A 16661-nucleotide genomic window follows, 5' to 3' on the forward strand; every position below is an offset into this window, starting at 1 on the left:
CTCCTTATGATGCTGTCCTGTCGATTTTTCTGCTTAATTGTTCAACCCATGAAACCTTTCGTTCTCCTTGAATAAATCCTTCAATGAAGTGAGGAACCTTAAACCTGAATAGTGAAATGATAAAACCAATAGCCAATCCTTTTATTGTGAGATTTTTCTTAGAGTTGCCGATAAAGTACACGATTAATCCAATCATCAAGACAATGATTCGGGAAACCATAGAGAAATTATCCTTTCATATGTTGCTTAAAATCAAAAATACCTATCGTTCCACAAACTACTACGCCCATTCCTAAAAGAACAGTAAGGATCCAATTCTCTCCCCAACTTGTCACACACGTGAACAAATTACATAATGCAATAGCCAGACATCCATATTTCGCACTCCATTTGGCCGGTTCGGAAGTTCTATAAGCGTTTTGTTTTCCGGGTCGGTTTCTAAGTCCGTTTCTAATCAGGACCTCATCTGATTTCTCATCACATACACACTGAGGACAATGGCTGAAACTCCTATCAGGACCCCGAATACTTTTCCCGTAAAGGGGCCAATAAATTCAAGAGCAAACGGTAGAACCATCGTCATGACACCGACTATCATTATATATAAGCCAAATATCTTCGCAAGTTTCTCTTTGTCCCCTTTGTATGCATCATCCTGATAGCCGGCAATGAAACTGAGTTTTTTCTTTACCCGGATTAAATATCCAATGTAGACAATCATAAGTCCCACGCATAAGCAAAGGATAAAGGGTAGGTACATAGGGAGTTCCTCCTAAAATAGTTCAATCATCATATGATTTTTTTATCCTTGCACTTTATTTCTATATATAACAGGAAAATACAACCCGAAGTCTTATAGTATGATAAGCATAGATTAATGGTATTCTCTAACAATAAGAGCTCTACTTCAAGGAGGTGTAAACAATGGCTGAGATAAGTGACGGAACGAAAGTCATCAAGGATGGAGGCGGCCAGGGGGGTGTCACCTGGAAAGAAGCCTCCCGGAGTACTTCGGGCAGTTATACCATCGTCTTATATGTAAGCGCGAATGGTGGAAGCCAGTGGAAAAGGGTTACGTATGACAACAGTGGAAAAACCGTGAAAGTGGTCTACGGTAACTAACAGGAGAAGGATGATGGCGCAGGAAAGCATCATCCTTTTTCCTTAACGGAAGGACTCCGCCATCCGGATCATATCGTCTTTAGTAAGGGTGATGTCGGACCTGGCGGGCATATATTTCAGTTCGTACACGGCCTCGCCCTCTATCCATGTCAGCCTGTTTGACTTTAACGGACCCTCTGATTCGGAATAGCTTCCTTCAGAAGAACCGACTGTCACCGGTTCCTCCGATAAAGTCAGATCGCTCCCGGGCTCAAGGAGCTGAAAAGACATGGTGATCGTCTGTTTCTGCGGTCCCATCAAGGTGACAATTTGCGTATTACCGTAGGGTCCTTCCTTCTCTTCCGTGCTGACATTTTCCACTTTGAATGGAACTTTGGTAATGAACTTGAACTCTTTCCCCAGGAATTCCGGACGATCACTTGCTTCATACAAAGGAGCGCTCGCATTGTTCCCGAAGATGCCCAGCTGAGTTCCTCCTAAATAAACAAAAATCGAGAGACAGGCGGCGAAGAACAGCACAGACAGGACGGGTGCAACTACCGGCTTTTTCGGAATAGAAAACGACTTGGCCTGTTCAGAATGGACTTCGTTCAGGATATTCTCTCTCATCTTATGGGTAAAACCCCGGCCTTTGAACGTTTCTTCTTTCATCAATCTGCGTAAAGATCTCAGTTCATCCATTCTTAAACACCTCGCTACGTTTGATCGTTGAACCGAGCAGTGCCTTGCCTCTTGTCAGCCGGGTCTTCACTGTATTCGTGTTGATATCCAGACTTGCACCGATTTCGGCAAGTTTCATTTCTTCAAAATAATACAGGAAAATGACTTCCCGATATTTAACGGGAAGGGAGAGGACTTTTCCGACCAGCTCTGAATTCTCCTCATTCTTGATCACGCTCTGTTCCGGTGCCCCCATCTTTCCTTTCACCATATCATTGATTTTATTGGAGATACTGATCATTCTCGTATCCCATCTCCTTAAATAATCCTTACAATGGTTGACCGCGACGGAAATGATCCATGTCCGGAGGGAAGAATCCTCCCTGAACGTGTCCATCTTTTGATAAAACTTGATGAAAATCTCCTGAGTGAGATCTTCAGCCATGCTGTGCTCCTTTACATAGGAAAAGACAATATAATACACGTCATTTCCATAATCCTTCATCGCTTCCTCAAGAAGCCGGTCCTTCTCGGATTTCGTACGCTGTTCCATTTTCAACCATTCACCTGCTTTGTATGTAACCTAAAGGAGACGTATCTCAAATAGTAAACGTTTTATTTTACAATTTTATCCATAAACAAAGCCTGTCGAGTCTCCTCGGACAGGCTTTCATCAGGCAGTGCTCGCTTTCATTATGACAAAACATGACAGATCAGACAATCCTTTCTTTTTTCCCTGAACAGATGCTTACTAGCATTCCTATGGTCCTTTCTGCTAGCCGTTATTATTCTATTAGGTAAAGGCAGCTTTAACAGGCAATAAGGAAGGCGCATCGAAGAACTCAGATTCTTCCTAATTTTAAGCATGGTGATTTCTGTTCCTCCATCTGAAGACCAGGTATGTAGTGAAAAAAAGGATAACCCCTGCCATATTGAATACGAAAAAGACGTTCACCAGATCTCTAAAGGAATCCCGAGGGTAAAATCCACTTAGAAGCAAAGTCGGGTAAACCGTCACAAGCATAATCCAATAATGGATCAAGATTTGCTTCTTGAAGCTCCATTGCCTGACTTCATACACGATGCTCGCTGTCCCCAAGAAAAAGACGATGACACCATAAAAGAATACATTGTGAGAAAGAGCCGTTAGCTCTTGGAATCTGAACCATAATGAGATGAGTAGGAAGGGGATGAGTGGGATCCCTCCTCGTTTCATACCTGAGAATAATAGCTTCATTTGTTTCCCCCTTTTACTTTGTATGCAATATGTCCCTTTCTTTAGAAGCTTTTGGATAAGCTATTTTCATTAGCACCGGTCCTTAAGGCTCATAAAGTTCCACAACCTATCCGTATGTCTGAAGGCGGTCACAACTTTCACACAGGAGATGAACATGCATGATCACATCATTCAAATTCGTCCATCACGTTTTCTCCCGGAAGAATGAATTCTTGCTACCCTTAGTACGAGATAGAGGGTATCAGAGGTTTCATATTTCAATATATTTTTCTGCGTTTTTTCAATTTTCCTATTAAAAGTCTGTGCTATAATCATACAGTATTAACTAATTTTAGGAGTCTCTATTTATGAAAAAATCCGCCGTTCTCTTTTTGACCCTTCTTTTATATGTGCTATTCGGACCAGTCATTTCCGCCTATGCAGATAATCTTGTCATTCCTGACACTCTGCAGGAAATGGATCTTTCCAACCATATGGAAGTCTATTTAGATCACGATCGCCTGAATGAGGCACAGATTCTCGATAAGAGAAATCAATTCGTCCCATTACAAGAAGCGAATCCTTCCGGGGATATATCGGATACCGTTTATTGGTTAAAGGTATCCCTTGACAATAAGATCAAAAGACAGCAGGATTTTCTCCTTGAAATTCAAAAGCCTCATCTAAGCTCAGTAACACTCTATACATTAAAGAACGATCGGCTTCAGAAGGAAGAAACTATCGGTTACCGCTATCCTTTTGATAAGAGAAACTATAAACATCGCAATCTTGTCTTTCCATTGAATCTTCTGCCTGACGTTTCCACGACCTATTTTTTAAAAATCGAGACGGATAGTTTCTTTCAGGCTCCCGTATCCCTCTGGAACCCTATCGCATTCTCGGAAGCTAATTATATGAACCAATCAATCCTTGGAATCTTCTACGGGATCATGTTGGCTATGATTCTTTATAATGCCTTTCTCTACCTATCTCTTAAGGAAAAAAGCTATTTATATTACATTCTGTTTGTGTCCGGATTTACCGTCATGCAGGCGGTCTGGGATGGATTTGCCTTTCAGTTTCTGTGGGGTGACTTTCCGTGGTGGGCACTCAGGTCCAATTCCTTTTTCATCATCTGGACTTCTTTATTCGCCCTTTTGTTCGCGAAGCACTTCCTGCAGCTGAAGGAACATTCATCCGTCCTTTATAAACTCGTCACGGTTTTCCAATGGGTTTGCGGCCTAAGTCTGATCCTCCCATTCTTCGTGAGTATCGGGGTCATGACGATGATCGGCACGGTGATGGCCGCAGGGTTCGTTCTCTTTCTGATCATCATCGCCGTGACGGTCAGGCTGAAGACAAGGGAAGCTCGATTCTATCTCACTGCCTGGTCCCTTCTTTTCATTGGCGTACTCTTGAACATCCTGGCGGCATTTCAACTTCTTCCGTTAACGGACCTGACTCTCTATGCCCCTAAGGTCGGGATTGCGTTTGAAGTATTGGTCCTTTCCCTCGGTCTCGCCGACAGGATCAAGCGGACACGGAAAGAAAAAGCGTATGAAACAAAGAAATACTACGTCCATACTCTTTTGCAGAATGCCGTGCAACGGATGACTGAAATAGACGATTTCACCCCCCTCTCTCAAGAGGGACTCCGTTGCTTGATGGATATTACCCATTTTGAGAAAGGTTTTTATCTGACGAGAGATCGTACCGGATGGAATGTTGTATCAAAGGTGAATGTAGAGGCAGACCTCGAGGATTTTTATATCGATCAGTATGCATCATTTCAGAATGGTCGTTCCGGCATTATGGACGGTTCCACTTTTACCGTCCCGATCACATCCCGGTCCCACACTGGTTGCTTCATCGTCTGGAGCTCTCAGGAAGAAGTGGATCTTTCCATCATGGAAAGCTTCCTTCCAGCATTCATCGAGCAGTTCTCCGCCCTTGTCACCCAAAAAGAATATCTTAATGAGCTAAGAAAATCGGCCATGGTGGATGACTTAACGGATCTGTTAAACCGAAAGTACTTTCTGGAAAAGGTAAGCGACATCCATAATGGAGCGGAACAGGCATCCCTATTGCTGATTGATATCGACCATTTCAAAAACATCAATGATCGGTACGGTCACTTAATCGGCGATGAAGCCATCGTCTTTGCAACCGGCCTCATCAAGAAAGTCTTCCATGAAAAAGGGATCATCGGCCGATTTGGCGGGGAGGAATTTATCGTATTCTTAAGAAATGTTGAGGAACATGAGGCGTTGGAGGGTGCGCAGTCCTTATTGGAGGTATTCAGGCAGGAAGGCATGCCTGTGGACGACTACACCTCCATCTATTTGACCGTCAGCATCGGATTCTGCATCAGTCAGCCCAATAGCTGCCTCACAATGGATGAGATGATCCAACGGGCCGATGAGAAATTATATCTTGCGAAGCGGAACGGGCGGGATCAGGTGGCCGTTTGAGCCGGGGGGACAGGCCCCTTGGCTCCTTTTTCATAATACTTCGACTGAATGGGGAGCTGAATGAAAGCTTCCAGATGAGAATCGTGCTGGTTATGAAGGAATCATGCGGGATTTGTAAGAATCGTGCGCGGTTCAGGATAATCATACCGGACTGAAGATTATCATGCCGGATTGTCGAAAATCCTGATTTCACATCATAAAAAGACTCGTCGATCATCCTCGACGAGTCTTCTTTCTTTATTGCGCTTTTTCCTCACACAACCGGACAATCTCAATGATGACCCGGGTTGCCTTCTCCATGTTATCGACTGATGCAAACTCATATCTGCTATGGTAGTTTTCCCCTCCGGTAAAGAGATTCGGCGTCGGCAGACCCATAAAGGAAAGGGTGGATCCATCCGTCCCGCCCCGTATCGGTTTAATATCCGGCGTGATGTCCAGATTTTCCATGGCCTGCTTGGCGAGTTCAACGATTTCAAAGACGAACTCGATTTTTTCCCGCATATTATAATATTGGTCGTTGATTTCTAGCTGAACGTTTTGCTGACCGTGAATTCCCTGCAGGTCTCTGACGATTCCTTCCAGCATTTTCTTCCGTCGATTGAAGTTTTCCCCATCGAAATCCCGGATCAAATAATGCATGTTGGTTTGTTCTACGTCTCCCTGGATCGAGGAAAGATGATAAAATCCATCATACCCATCGGTAAACTCAGGCGCTTCTTCTGCAGGAAGTCTGCGATTCAACTCCATGGCGATTTTTGCCGCATTGACCATTTTGTCCTTCGCTGTACCTGGGTGGACATTTCGGCCGAAGATTGTAATCGTGGCTCCTGCCGCATTAAAGCTTTCATATTCCAATTCACCCAACGGGCCGCCATCCACGGTGTAAGCGAACTCGGCATTGAACCGCTCTACATCAAATTTATGGGCACCCTTCCCTGTTTCTTCATCGGGTGTGAAGCCCACGCGGATATCACCGTGCTTCACTTCAGGATGATTGATCAAATATGCCATTGCCGTCATGATCTCGGCAATCCCTGCTTTATTGTCCGCACCAAGGAGGGTCGTCCCATCGGTTGTTATGAGGGTATGCCCTTTATACCCCGATAACTGGGGAAAATCCTTCACAGACATCACAATCCCATGCTCCTTATGTAAGACGATATCTTGCCCATCGTATTCATCCAGCAATTGCGGCTTCACATTTTCCCCAGTAAAATCTTCTGACGTATCCACGTGGGCAAGAAAGCCGATGGCAGGGACATTTTTTTCGGTATTAGATGGTAATGTCGCCATGACATAACCGTACTTATCTATCGAAACATCGGTCATTCCGATTTCCTTCAATTCTTCCACGAGCATATTGGCTAAGATGAGCTGGCCAGGTGTTGAAGGCGTTTCATCCACTCCTTCCCTGGACTCGGTATATACTTTCACGTATCTGGTTAAACGATCAATCAGTTCTTGTTTCATCTTGCATTCCCCCTTTATCTTATAGTATCAAATTTCAGACGGGTCCATTGGCTTTTTTTGCTCGCCAGAAGGAGGCTGAAGTGGGAAGAATCGTGCGGGTTTCGGGGACAATCGCTCGGGATATGAACAAATCGTGCAGGGATCAGATTAATCATGCGGGAATGCCGAGAAATCTTTATAAGAAAAGACCCGTCTAAACGACGCGCCTTTAATTCACACGAAAAAAATAATGATCCATTTCCCTCTCCGAAATGATCATCCGTATGGAGAAATCCTGCGTTCTCACCACATACTCCTTAATGCCGATATACTCAGATTCCACGACCATATAGAATCGCGTCCCTTTTTTCACGCCTCTGAAATCACGTTTTAATTGATATTTTTTCATGACTAAAACCAGTAATCCCGAACGATCACTGGCTTTCCTCCACCGGATACGACTGGGGACGGATCGTCGGGATTTTTTTCACAAAATAATAATGTTTATACAAAGCGAGTCCGATCAGGACGATGCGGACAATAAGAATGTCTACGTACAGGACCGAAAGCAGGATAAAAAAATCCGCAGTCACGTTAATTCTGATTTTTTCCTTAAGGGTCATTCCCTTCTTTTCGAGGAACGTGACCACGTACTTTTTATAAATGGTGGTGTTTTGGAACCAGGCCTCCATGCGCTTTGAGCTCTTCGCAAAGCAATAAGCCGACAATAGGTAAAATGGTCCTCCGGGCAGAACGGGCAGCACGGTGCCGGCAATTCCGAACACTAACGCGATAAAGCCGAGCAGCATGAACAGGATGCTCTTCATCTTTTTCATTGACCCATCTCCCCTATCCTCACTGAATTTCTTCCCTTTATTGTACTATAAATATACCAGAAAGGTGGAGTTGCTTGTTTAGGAGATTACTGTAAATCCCCTCCTCTTCTACCTTCATCATCATCCATGCCGATCATCAAAGTAGTCATTCAATTCTTGATCAGGCGTTTTCTTCACACCTTCCGCTTTCAGGGCAGGGGCTTGAAGAAAGCTTTCCAGCGTCAGGACTTGAACCGGCTTTTGCCTGTATTTTCTCATCAGGTAGAAAAAGATGGAGAGTATCATGGGAGCACCCCTTTCCTTTTTTATGAGTATGTGTGAAAGGGTAGTTGCATGACTATTATCATGCCTCTAACTTCATCAAGGCACCGAAATATTGGGAAGCCGTGGTAAAGGCGATGAAGGCACACAATTCGCTTACTTCCTCATCAGTTAAATACTCCTTCAGTACATCGAAACTGGACTGGGCGATATTCCCCCTCTGTTTTAAAAATACTTCTGTGAACCCTACCGAAATCGCTGTTTTCTCATCATATGTACCGGATTCCGGCTTTCCTTTCGCCTTGCAATACGCGCAGCCGTTCTCCTGGGCGAGGGTCCTTCTTACCTGCTCTTTTAAACGGGATGAAAGGAAACCATCCTCTTCCAACACCTCTCCAAGGCTGCTCCATCCGTTCATAATTTCGGTGTTGTGACCGAGAAGCCTTTGAAACGGTGTTCCGCCTCTATTTGATTCCTTGATTCTTGTCATAGTATCAACTTCCTTGATATAGTTAGTTTATAAGGAAATAGAACGCAATCACATTCATTCACAAAAACATTACCAACATATATTTTATAAAATTAAGGAAAAAGGAAGGAATACTTTAAAAATGAAAATTGATCATATCGATAAGAAGATTTTAGATGAATTAAAGAAGAACAGCCGCTTATCCATGAGCGAGCTGGGGAGGAGGGTCCACCTGTCCTCCCCGTCCGTGACGGAGAGAGTGAGGCAGATGGAGTCATTCGGGGTCATCAGGAAATACACCCTTGATGTGGATTATGAGAAAGTGGGCTCCCCGATTCAATGCATCGTGGAAGCCACAGTGAAAAATGGAGACTACAAAGGCTTCAAGAAATATATCGAAACCCTTCCGAACATTGATTTCTGCTATCGGATTGCCGGCAACGCCTGTTATATGCTGAAGCTGCATTTCGAAACATTTGCCGAAGCTGAGTCTTTTATTGAAGAGGCCAATCCCCTTGCCCATACGGTGACGCATTTTATTTTTTCCGAGGTGGAGACGGAGGTGACGTTACAGGGCGAGTAAAGAGAATTCTATACCGTTCTCTTCACCCGCTCAAACCGCTCTTCATCACCCAATGGTTCATCTTTTCCACCTGCTTCTTTCCATACCTCATCCCGAAGCACGTTTTGCCCGTTCTGATACCCTTCAAGCATCATCTTAAAAGCCAACACCGTCAACGTCAGTAAAAAAATCGGGCAGATCGCAATCCACCAGTACGTCGTAAACAGAAACTGAAAATTATTGCCGATGATTCCGGACCATTCATTGGAAAGGGAGACGAAGACCATATTCTGAAAAAGGTCTTCCTTCATCGTCCCCCCGCCGAAAAAGATGCCCAGGATCCCTAGATGAGCGAGGAGGATCAGGACCTGGATCATCTCCCTGAGGAAGATGACGACAAGCTGGGGCTTTAAAAACGGCAGGATATGCTTTATAAGAATGTGTCTGCGGTTCCCGCCAAGGATTTGGACACTGTCCATGAACTCTTTCTTTAAAATCAGATTAACTTCTTTTGATATGGTGAGGGACGTGATAGGAACGGCAGCGAGCGTCAGGACGAGGATCTCGATGAATACCCTTGTACCAAAGCCATAAGTGAATTCTGAATCCGTTCCGTTAAACATTCCATCTGCAAATAAGACCCAGTACAGCATCAAGTAAGCAATGAGTGTCACAGGGTAGTAGTAAAATGCCTCAAGAAACGGACGCACCCGTTCATTCAGCTTGGGAAGATATAGCTCGGACAGCGTTCCCCAAACAGATGAGATTACAAAGCGCAAAGCAGCGACGAGAAAGGCGACCCCCAGCGTAAACTTCGCTCCGATCAGAAGGATATGAAACATGCTTTCAGCGAGATTATTCGTCCCGAATGGGGGATACTCCCATGGGGAATACGGCGGTCCCTTTACCCCATCTTCCGTAAAACGGAGATTGGCAATTGGGATTTCATTATCGAAGAACCACCCGTAAACCAAACTCCCCATCAGCGTCAGGAAGATGAATAAAAAGCCGGTCATAAAGAGCTTATTTTTCCACAAAGCGATCATCCTCCCACCACCTTCGTTTTCATTTTTTTAACCAGTTCCTCGAGCAAAAACAGAGGGATGAACATCAGGATTACACTCATGGTGGCAATTTGGTATGTCGGATGGTTGATGACGAACCAGGTAAGGCCATATGTATTAAAAAGAATCTCCAGCATGATCAAGTTAGAGAGCATAAACGAAATGATCATCTTCGAGTGATTGATCAAACTGACCACGCTGTTGCGGAACACATGAATCATCAGCACCCGCAATACAGACAGCCCCTTCCCTGTCGCAAGCTCCACGTAGGGCTTCATCAATTCTTCTTCGAATATGAGCATCAGCGTCCTGTAGAGGAAGATGGTCGGCAAAATACTGTACGTTAGAAGCGGAAGGGCATACGGCCGTTCTGCACCACCCACCACTTCGAAAACCAATATCCCGGTTTTTTTAAATAAAAACACAAAGAACATTTGGGCGAGCACGATGACAAATACATCCGGGATCGACTCCAGAATCGCCGAACTCCGGATTAACACCATCCTTTTTTTCAATGAAAGCTGAAACGTAATCAGAATCAATAGGAAGGCGAGGCCCAATGATAAAAGAAAACCGAGGAACAGAATGGAGAGTGTGTAAAAATAAAACTCTAAGAAACCGGGAAATACATCATACTTTGCATTAGCCATGAGCGACTCGGCCTGGAAGGTCATTGATGCAGGATGAATGAGGGCATCGATCAGATGGATGAAGTTCTTCCAAAAGGATGCGAGGCTTAAATGGATTCCGTTTTGGAAGAGGCTGATGAATGCTCCGAGGGTAATGATGGTCAGGATAATGGATAAAATGCGTATCATGTTTCTCACTGTGATCACTCCTTTTAAAAAGGGAGTCAGCTCACCACAGACCCCTATTATTGAAACTGCTCATTAAACCATGCCGAAGTGACCCCATTCAGCTCCTGCTGTTTGTTCATAAGACCATGGTCTCCATCCGGAATGAGTTCGAATGTCGTATTTTCATTTTCTTTTTTTAATCCATCATAAAAGCTCTTAACAGGATTCCAATCAATATGACGATCCGCGTCCCCTTGAACAATCAGAACCGGGACATCGATTTTCCCAACATCGATGGATTCTTCTTTCGTTTGCTCTGAGTTTGGATCATAATCGCCATATGCTTCTTGAAACATCTCCAGAAAACCGATGTCTTTAGCGGGATTATCCTTCAGCCACGGATAAACAAAATCAAGGCCGACGTACGGGCTTACCGCTACAACGTCCGCCATATCATCCCGGATGGTCGCGAGTTTCAGTCCGACTCCGCCGCCAAGGGATGTTCCGGATACAAACACTTTTCCTGTGCTCTTTCTCTTTTCATTCCCCTCAAGATACGCCGTTAATGCATCAATGGCATGGCTCGTGTCCAGAGTGGCTCCATATAATCCGGGAACGGTCCCAGCGCTCTCCCCGTATCCTCTGTATAAAGGGACAAGTCCGATCAAGCCGGGAGAAGAGGAATAGAGAAGCATGCTTTCATCAAAGGTCAGCCCCAACATATCTGGTACATGAGACATATCTTTAGGTGCCGGAAAACCTCCGTGCAACACTAGATTTAGATTATACGCTCCTGCTTTCTTCGGTAGCGACACGTAGGCCACGGCTTTTTCCCCTTCGCTCATGTATGTCATTTTATACGATTCCAAAGAGGGATCCAGCCCCTCCACCTGCACCGGATCGAATGAGATGACTTGATCCGCGTCCGTTTTCTCTTTCTCACCGGTACAAGCGGTCATGAAGAGACATAAGATAAATAGAATGATAGCCTTTGAAAATTTCATGATATCCCCCTTATTGTGGATCACAGGCCCTTATCGATAAATACAAAATCACTCTCACCCAACAACCTTTCGCCCTTCTCAGAAGAAGACTCGATTCTTCCGGCCCCCGCCTTCACCTCATCCGCCTCCAACAACCCTTCAAGGCCTCTTGCAATCCCCGTCAAGGCAAGGATCGTCAAGGCAAAGAAGGTCATGGGGATGATAAAAATCCACCAGGCATTGGTCAACTCCACAAAGCTCATGGACATGATACTCGCCCACTCCTGGACGAAGGGTTTTGGCGGATCACAGGCCGGGCCGTAGCAGACATCGGTTCCTCCGAAGAACAAGTCGAAGAATCCCAGATGCGCGATGATGAGGAGGACTTGTATCGTGATCTTCGGAAAAACGATGAACAGGCGCAGCTTCAAGTGAGGCAGGACATGCTTCCGGAACAGGAAGAACCGGCTTCCCCCGAGTACCCGTGCGCTCGTAACGAACTCTTTATCGAGAATCTCGCGGGTTTCATTGGATAATAGAATCGCCGTCGTCGGTGCCGTGATCACGGCCAGGGTAAGGGACTGCCAGACGACCCGCTCTATGAAACTCGTTTCAAACCCCTGTGGAGGTTCCCACAGTAAAGGATATAAGATATTAAAGGCGATGATCGATTGCGGGATGAAGTAAAAGGACGTGAAGACCGACTGCGTCCACTTTTTCGCCCGCGATCCGGTGAATCCTCCCGCAACCCCGATGACAAAGGAAAGCACGAAGCTGAGAAGGGAAATGATGATGGCTGCACCAATCGTATACTGCGCCCCTTCCAACACTTTGTAGAACAGGTTGTCCCCTTCCCGATCCGTTCCGAACGGAAAATCTGCTGAAGGCGGAAACGGCGCATCGCCGATGATTCTGCCTTCATCGTCATACTGGACGAACGTATTCGGGATTTCCCCGTCGGTCACATTGAAGATCAGACTCCATCCGACCAACACGACAATGAATAGTAAACAGAAGGCGATCGTAAAATGATGTCGATTCCACATTTTCATAGACTCATCTCCCTGCCTATTTTTCTCGAAATCATAAACTGCATGACTTTCAAAAGAAGAAATAACGGGACAAACAGCATGATCGAAGTGATGGCAAAGATCGCCGGTGTATTATAGGAAAACAAGAACGATGTGACCCCGAACACATTGAATAGATACTCCAGGATCAATAGATTCGACAGCATCATCCAGACGATCTGTTTGCCGTGGTACGTCAAACTGACCAGGACATTCCGCATCATATGGATGAACATGATCCTGAATTTACCGAGCCCCTTCCCCTTCGCAAGCTCCACATACGGGAGTCCCTCTTCCTCATGCAAAAAAGACACCATCGACCCGAGAAAAAAGAACGTCGGAAGGATCGCGAGCGTGATTGCCGGAAACAGGATGACCTGATTTTCCCCCAGTGATGCAATGTCAATGACGAGAATGCCGGTTTGCTTGAAAAACCAGATGACGAGCATCTGCAGAATCCCGATGATAAAAATATCAGGCAGGGACGCGAGATAAAACGAGACTCCCTCAATCCCTTTTCGAATCGTTTTCCCTACTGAGAAATAGAGGATCATCAGAAGGATCGAACTCCCAAGCGCCATCCCCAGTGCCAGGAAAAAGATTCTTGCACTGCTCAGAAAGGCTTTAAGGATGATGGGAAATAACGGGCGTTCGACATCCGAGGTGGGATTGGTGTAGACAAGCTTATGAGGTTCGACCAATTCCCTGCAAAGCGTGATGAACTCCTGCCCATAGGTGACGAGTGAAAACGCCTGATGTTTGAAGAGGCCGGATGTCGCACTGACAAGGATGATCCCTACGATAATAAGAATGGCTTCCAGACCGGATTTTTTCATTATGTACCCCTTTTTTCTTTCTAATAATTACCAGTATACTAGAGTTGAAAATTCTGTCAATTATACCCACACTGTAGCAGGGTTTGGAGTAATATCATGGGAGATTAGAAAAAATCATGTAGGTTTCTACAGAATCAAGGGAAAAGGGTAAGAACTCCTCCAGATTGTCAAAACTGTGGTAGAATGGCCTGAACAACCAGGTATCCTATCCAGGTCTTGTCATCCCGAAGGATTTCAGTTGAACTGCCGCGATCATTTATCTCCCGGTCAGTAACAGCACACAAACAGAAAATGGTCAGGGCGTATAGCCTTTGACCATTCTTTTATGAACCACCTGAATTTTCCACCGTCCATATTTTTCCTTTTCAAGCACCTTTACCTGCTGCTTTAAATCTGACAATTCTTTTTTCAATTCCGCGTTCTCGTATCGCCTTCTCTTCTTAGATACCTTCCACAATGAATAGAGTCCCCAATAAGCGATGAGAAACGATAATCCCAGAATGAACAACACAATTAGAATTCCAACTGCCGTTTCTAACAAAATGGACCTTCCTTTCTTCCACACTATACTTGAAACGAATGAATGACCATCGGTGGGTATTCATACTATCCCACCCTATCCACATATGTTATAATTATCCAAAATTAAAAGGAGTGTTTCCATGTCCAATGATATCTTTTTTAGCATTATCCCGTTGTTGACGCTATTGATTTATTTGGCACCCGTGGTATTCATCATTTGGTTCCTCTTGAGGTTCTTAAAAATCCAGACTGAAAAAAACGAAATTCTGCGCTCCATCGACAAAAAGCTGAATAAGCTGGGGAACTAGGGGTGGAAAGGGTGTAATCCCGCGCCCTTTCGTTTAGCTTCACGCTGTAAAAACTCATTCCTTTGGGAACCCGTTGATTTGGAATACTCCATTCGTGATCAGATGCCTCACTCAGTATTCGATAAAACCGTCTGTTCTGCAAGCCCCATTACTTCCCCGTTGAGCCGGGCGGACTTCGTGAAGCCGTGGCGTTTCCTTCACTTCTTTCGTAATGAATGCAGGAGAGACCCTGCCATGCTCGCCACTAGATCACCCACTGCCGTTAAAAGCGCCATCATAAGCGATTCCCCCTCCCTTTCGCTTCATTCTCCAAATCCTCTGAGTACTTCGACCAGAAACCGATTGCGCACCAGGAAATAATGGTGAAAAGGGGTACGAAGATGGCAACCAAGATTTTCATCAAACATTCCTCCTGGAAACTAAAATGCTTCATAACACTTCCTGCAATGCTGCCCGTTCATCTGACGCTGATTGGCCGCTCCGCATTTAGGACACTTGACGGTCACGGACTGCTGGTCGATCCCTTTACGGTTATGCATGTATTGATTGAGTGCTTTATTGGCAAGAACCACTGTGCCCACGATGGCACAACCAACGGCTGCCAATATGAGGATCAGAAAAATACCATCCACACGAACCATTCCTTTCTGAATACTTCTTTCTTATATATACGAATGTAAATTGTAAAAAGTTTCAAAAAAAAGAACACTGACCCTATGGCCAGTGCCTGTTGTTCATCGTGTATTAAATGCGTTCAACATCCAGATATGCTGCTCAAGAGACGTCTTCAATCCGATAAATAAGTCTGCTGTCGGCTGATCCTGGGAATATTCCGCTTCTTCGATGATTTTTTTGGAATCATGGACGACCTGCTGGAAGTCTTTAATCAGGGAGTCAACCATTTCAATGGAAGTCTCTGTTCCATCAGATTCTTCAATGGTTGCCATCTCCAGATATTTTTTCATAGAAGCAATCGGTTTCCCTTTAATTGTGAGAATTCGTTCGGCAATCTCATCGATATAATTACCTGCTTCATTGTAGTACTCCTCGAATTTCTCATGAAGCGTAAAAAAATCCGGTCCCGTTACGTACCAATGATAATTGTGGAGCTTTGTATACAAAACGTTCCAGTTGGCCAATTGTTTATTAAGTGCTGTTACAAGTGCTTGATTCATATGTAGTCTCTCCTTCGTTCTTGATGGTACATTGAGTATAGCCTTATTTATAATTATTATCAAGTAATAAAAATTACAAGATATTGCCTCTTTCTTATTTCCCTCAGATTTCAACTCTCTATGCAGTAAATAACCCGGCAGACGTTTCTGCTGGGTTCATTTTTCATTACACATTTTTTTGGTCCACATTCAGCTCTATCAAGTTCCCGTCCGGATCGGAACAGAATACTTGAGCAAATCCGCTTTTCGATTGGGGCTTCTCTAAAACCTCCACCCCGCTGTCCTTTAACCATTGAAGAGTATCATCGTAGCTCTCCACCCTTAGGGCAAAATGACCTTCCCGACTGGATAAATACTTATCCGAGCGGAGAGTCTGGGAAGACGGGTCCACGATTAGGTGAAGCTGCTGACCTTGTATGTCATACCATGCGCCAGGGAAATCAAAATCCGGCCTCTCGATTTCCTTCAGGCAAAGGGTCTTTCCGTAGAACGTTTTCGCTTTTTCAAGATCCGTCACATTTAGGCTTACGTGATGGAGGCTTTTGTATTTGATCATTATGGTCACTTCTTTCATTACAGTTACTCTTATTGTACAAAAGAAAAGGCTATTGAGCGAATCCTTGAGAAAAGGAAAAACGCTCTCTGCTGCCGAATACCCATAGAGGACTTTTGAATCATTTTAGTAGGCTGTTTTCGTAAACATTGTTGCTCCTGGATGTAGCGAGTGGCGGTTGATTGCAGCGAGTGGTGCTCGCTTTCCGCGGGGCTGGCGGTGAGCCTCCTCGAGGTCATAAGCTAAATGGCCCAAGAAGGCAAAAGAACGCCTTCTTAGCCCATTCATCTTATGCTTGTCGGGG

The 16661-nt window shown here is 44.8% G+C and carries 24 protein-coding genes; 4 read left to right on the plus strand and 20 right to left on the minus strand.

Translation table 11 applies throughout. From position 1 onward, the window contains the following. Window positions 1-4 precede the first annotated feature (4 nt). Both JI667_RS12655 and JI667_RS12660 read right to left on the minus strand, forming a co-directional pair. Complete coding sequence (locus JI667_RS12655; protein WP_206854326.1) at window positions 5-220, minus strand: hypothetical protein; 216 nt, start codon at window positions 218-220, stop codon at window positions 5-7. A 234-nt stretch (window positions 221-454) separates the two neighbouring features. After that, entirely contained in the window at window positions 455-760 is a 306-nt protein-coding gene (locus tag JI667_RS12660) for a DUF3784 domain-containing protein (protein ID WP_206854329.1), read from the minus strand. 164 nt (window positions 761-924) lie between these two features. Between JI667_RS12660 and JI667_RS12665 the strand changes: the two genes are divergently transcribed. Next, the gene (locus JI667_RS12665; RefSeq protein WP_206854332.1) at window positions 925-1122 is read left to right on the plus strand and encodes a hypothetical protein; all 198 of its coding nucleotides are present in this window, start codon (window positions 925-927) and stop codon (window positions 1120-1122) included. Window positions 1123-1164: 42 nt separating this feature from the next. Here the strand turns inward: JI667_RS12665 and JI667_RS12670 are convergent, their stop codons facing one another. From JI667_RS12670 to JI667_RS12680, 3 genes are all read right to left on the minus strand, one after another. Beyond that, window positions 1165-1803 carry a hypothetical protein gene (locus JI667_RS12670; protein WP_206854334.1) on the minus strand — a complete coding sequence of 213 codons (639 nt, stop codon included), beginning with the start codon at window positions 1801-1803 and terminating at the stop codon, window positions 1165-1167. Continuing rightward, a complete protein-coding gene (locus JI667_RS12675; protein WP_206854337.1) occupies window positions 1796-2335 on the minus strand; it encodes a sigma-70 family RNA polymerase sigma factor in 540 nt (179 codons plus the stop codon). Before JI667_RS12675 ends, JI667_RS12670 begins: the two co-directional genes overlap by 8 nt. Window positions 2336-2641: 306 nt before the next feature. Continuing rightward, complete coding sequence (locus tag JI667_RS12680; RefSeq protein ID WP_206854339.1) at window positions 2642-3019, minus strand: DUF3021 family protein; 378 nt, start codon at window positions 3017-3019, stop codon at window positions 2642-2644. A 347-nt stretch (window positions 3020-3366) separates the two neighbouring features. Here JI667_RS12680 and JI667_RS12685 point away from each other — a divergent pair, with 347 nt between their 5' ends. After that, the gene (locus JI667_RS12685) at window positions 3367-5469 is read left to right on the plus strand and encodes a sensor domain-containing diguanylate cyclase (protein ID WP_206854342.1); all 2103 of its coding nucleotides are present in this window, start codon (window positions 3367-3369) and stop codon (window positions 5467-5469) included. Window positions 5470-5706: 237 nt separating this feature from the next. Here the strand turns inward: JI667_RS12685 and pepT are convergent, their stop codons facing one another. The 5 genes from pepT to JI667_RS12710 form a co-directional block, all read right to left on the minus strand. Then, entirely contained in the window at window positions 5707-6942 is a 1236-nt protein-coding gene (pepT, locus tag JI667_RS12690) for a peptidase T (RefSeq protein WP_206854344.1), read from the minus strand. Window positions 6943-7150: 208 nt separating this feature from the next. After that, on the minus strand, window positions 7151-7330 hold the full coding sequence (locus tag JI667_RS12695) for a hypothetical protein (protein ID WP_206854347.1): 180 nt from the start codon (window positions 7328-7330) through the stop codon (window positions 7151-7153). Between the two features lie 25 nt (window positions 7331-7355). Continuing rightward, the gene (locus JI667_RS12700) at window positions 7356-7757 is read right to left on the minus strand and encodes a YbaN family protein (protein ID WP_206854348.1); all 402 of its coding nucleotides are present in this window, start codon (window positions 7755-7757) and stop codon (window positions 7356-7358) included. Between the two features lie 120 nt (window positions 7758-7877). Further along, window positions 7878-8042 carry a hypothetical protein gene (locus JI667_RS12705; protein WP_206854350.1) on the minus strand — a complete coding sequence of 55 codons (165 nt, stop codon included), beginning with the start codon at window positions 8040-8042 and terminating at the stop codon, window positions 7878-7880. Window positions 8043-8100: 58 nt separating this feature from the next. After that, entirely contained in the window at window positions 8101-8508 is a 408-nt protein-coding gene (locus JI667_RS12710; RefSeq protein ID WP_206854353.1) for a carboxymuconolactone decarboxylase family protein, read from the minus strand. A 121-nt stretch (window positions 8509-8629) separates the two neighbouring features. Between JI667_RS12710 and JI667_RS12715 the strand changes: the two genes are divergently transcribed. After that, window positions 8630-9070 (plus strand): Lrp/AsnC family transcriptional regulator, encoded by a 441-nt coding sequence (locus tag JI667_RS12715; RefSeq protein WP_206854356.1) that lies wholly within the window; start codon window positions 8630-8632, stop codon window positions 9068-9070. Between the two features lie 8 nt (window positions 9071-9078). On the opposite strand, the gene JI667_RS12720 is transcribed toward JI667_RS12715, so the two are convergent. The 6 genes from JI667_RS12720 to JI667_RS12745 form a co-directional block, all read right to left on the minus strand. Then, on the minus strand, window positions 9079-10095 hold the full coding sequence (locus tag JI667_RS12720) for an ABC transporter permease subunit (RefSeq protein ID WP_206854359.1): 1017 nt from the start codon (window positions 10093-10095) through the stop codon (window positions 9079-9081). Next, a complete protein-coding gene (locus tag JI667_RS12725; protein ID WP_206854362.1) occupies window positions 10092-10940 on the minus strand; it encodes a peptide transporter in 849 nt (282 codons plus the stop codon). The genes JI667_RS12720 and JI667_RS12725 overlap by 4 nt, the downstream gene beginning before the upstream one ends. A 47-nt stretch (window positions 10941-10987) precedes the next feature. Beyond that, window positions 10988-11428: an alpha/beta hydrolase family protein gene (locus tag JI667_RS24030; protein ID WP_414635238.1), complete on the minus strand. Its 441-nt coding sequence runs from the start codon at window positions 11426-11428 to the stop codon at window positions 10988-10990. Window positions 11429-11934: 506 nt separating this feature from the next. Further along, a complete protein-coding gene (locus JI667_RS12735) occupies window positions 11935-12945 on the minus strand; it encodes an ABC transporter permease (RefSeq protein WP_206854367.1) in 1011 nt (336 codons plus the stop codon). After that, the gene (locus tag JI667_RS12740) at window positions 12942-13799 is read right to left on the minus strand and encodes an ABC transporter permease subunit (RefSeq protein WP_206854369.1); all 858 of its coding nucleotides are present in this window, start codon (window positions 13797-13799) and stop codon (window positions 12942-12944) included. The genes JI667_RS12735 and JI667_RS12740 overlap by 4 nt, the downstream gene beginning before the upstream one ends. 295 nt (window positions 13800-14094) lie before the next feature. Further along, window positions 14095-14340: a LapA family protein gene (locus JI667_RS12745; RefSeq protein ID WP_206854371.1), complete on the minus strand. Its 246-nt coding sequence runs from the start codon at window positions 14338-14340 to the stop codon at window positions 14095-14097. Window positions 14341-14461: 121 nt separating this feature from the next. On the opposite strand from JI667_RS12745, the gene JI667_RS12750 reads away from it, so the two are divergent. Beyond that, window positions 14462-14629 carry a hypothetical protein gene (locus JI667_RS12750; protein ID WP_206854385.1) on the plus strand — a complete coding sequence of 56 codons (168 nt, stop codon included), beginning with the start codon at window positions 14462-14464 and terminating at the stop codon, window positions 14627-14629. A gap of 274 nt (window positions 14630-14903) precedes the next feature. Here the strand turns inward: JI667_RS12750 and JI667_RS22925 are convergent, their stop codons facing one another. From JI667_RS22925 to JI667_RS12765, 4 genes are all read right to left on the minus strand, one after another. Further along, on the minus strand, window positions 14904-15029 hold the full coding sequence (locus JI667_RS22925) for a hypothetical protein (RefSeq protein ID WP_280515488.1): 126 nt from the start codon (window positions 15027-15029) through the stop codon (window positions 14904-14906). 19 nt (window positions 15030-15048) lie between these two features. After that, on the minus strand, window positions 15049-15261 hold the full coding sequence (locus JI667_RS12755; protein ID WP_206854388.1) for a hypothetical protein: 213 nt from the start codon (window positions 15259-15261) through the stop codon (window positions 15049-15051). 102 nt (window positions 15262-15363) lie between these two features. Next, window positions 15364-15804, minus strand: a complete 441-nt coding sequence (locus tag JI667_RS12760) for a Dps family protein (protein WP_206854391.1) — start codon at window positions 15802-15804, stop codon at window positions 15364-15366. A 166-nt stretch (window positions 15805-15970) separates the two neighbouring features. Continuing rightward, complete coding sequence (locus tag JI667_RS12765) at window positions 15971-16360, minus strand: VOC family protein (protein ID WP_206854409.1); 390 nt, start codon at window positions 16358-16360, stop codon at window positions 15971-15973. Window positions 16361-16661: the final 301 nt, after the last annotated feature.

Origin of the sequence: Bacillus sp. NTK074B, from assembly GCF_017303375.1 — a bacterium.
GTDB lineage: Bacteria > Bacillota > Bacilli > Bacillales > Bacillaceae_B > Rossellomorea.

Bases quoted from the DNA above. Each gene is read 5' to 3' on its own strand.
- JI667_RS22925 (WP_280515488.1), bottom strand. From the start codon at position 15,029: ATGAAAATCTTGGTTGCCATCTTCGTACCCCTTTTCACCATTATTTCC.
- JI667_RS12720 (WP_206854359.1), bottom strand. From the start codon at position 10,095: ATGATCGCTTTGTGGAAAAATAAGCTCTTTATGACCGGCTTTTTATTC.
- JI667_RS12665 (WP_206854332.1), top strand. From the start codon at position 925: ATGGCTGAGATAAGTGACGGAACGAAAGTCATCAAGGATGGAGGCGGC.
- JI667_RS12660 (WP_206854329.1), bottom strand. From the start codon at position 760: ATGTACCTACCCTTTATCCTTTGCTTATGCGTGGGACTTATGATTGTC.
- JI667_RS12760 (WP_206854391.1), bottom strand. From the start codon at position 15,804: ATGAATCAAGCACTTGTAACAGCACTTAATAAACAATTGGCCAACTGG.
- JI667_RS12765 (WP_206854409.1), bottom strand. From the start codon at position 16,360: ATGATCAAATACAAAAGCCTCCATCACGTAAGCCTAAATGTGACGGAT.
- JI667_RS12695 (WP_206854347.1), bottom strand. From the start codon at position 7,330: ATGAAAAAATATCAATTAAAACGTGATTTCAGAGGCGTGAAAAAAGGG.
- JI667_RS12710 (WP_206854353.1), bottom strand. From the start codon at position 8,508: ATGACAAGAATCAAGGAATCAAATAGAGGCGGAACACCGTTTCAAAGG.
- JI667_RS12670 (WP_206854334.1), bottom strand. From the start codon at position 1,803: ATGGATGAACTGAGATCTTTACGCAGATTGATGAAAGAAGAAACGTTC.
- JI667_RS12715 (WP_206854356.1), top strand. From the start codon at position 8,630: ATGAAAATTGATCATATCGATAAGAAGATTTTAGATGAATTAAAGAAG.
- JI667_RS12735 (WP_206854367.1), bottom strand. From the start codon at position 12,945: ATGAAAATGTGGAATCGACATCATTTTACGATCGCCTTCTGTTTACTA.
- JI667_RS12700 (WP_206854348.1), bottom strand. From the start codon at position 7,757: ATGAAAAAGATGAAGAGCATCCTGTTCATGCTGCTCGGCTTTATCGCG.
- JI667_RS12750 (WP_206854385.1), top strand. From the start codon at position 14,462: ATGTCCAATGATATCTTTTTTAGCATTATCCCGTTGTTGACGCTATTG.
- JI667_RS12655 (WP_206854326.1), bottom strand. From the start codon at position 220: ATGGTTTCCCGAATCATTGTCTTGATGATTGGATTAATCGTGTACTTT.
- JI667_RS12705 (WP_206854350.1), bottom strand. From the start codon at position 8,042: ATGATACTCTCCATCTTTTTCTACCTGATGAGAAAATACAGGCAAAAG.
- JI667_RS12740 (WP_206854369.1), bottom strand. From the start codon at position 13,799: ATGAAAAAATCCGGTCTGGAAGCCATTCTTATTATCGTAGGGATCATC.
- JI667_RS12680 (WP_206854339.1), bottom strand. From the start codon at position 3,019: ATGAAGCTATTATTCTCAGGTATGAAACGAGGAGGGATCCCACTCATC.
- pepT (WP_206854344.1), bottom strand. From the start codon at position 6,942: ATGAAACAAGAACTGATTGATCGTTTAACCAGATACGTGAAAGTATAT.
- JI667_RS12675 (WP_206854337.1), bottom strand. From the start codon at position 2,335: ATGGAACAGCGTACGAAATCCGAGAAGGACCGGCTTCTTGAGGAAGCG.
- JI667_RS12685 (WP_206854342.1), top strand. From the start codon at position 3,367: ATGAAAAAATCCGCCGTTCTCTTTTTGACCCTTCTTTTATATGTGCTA.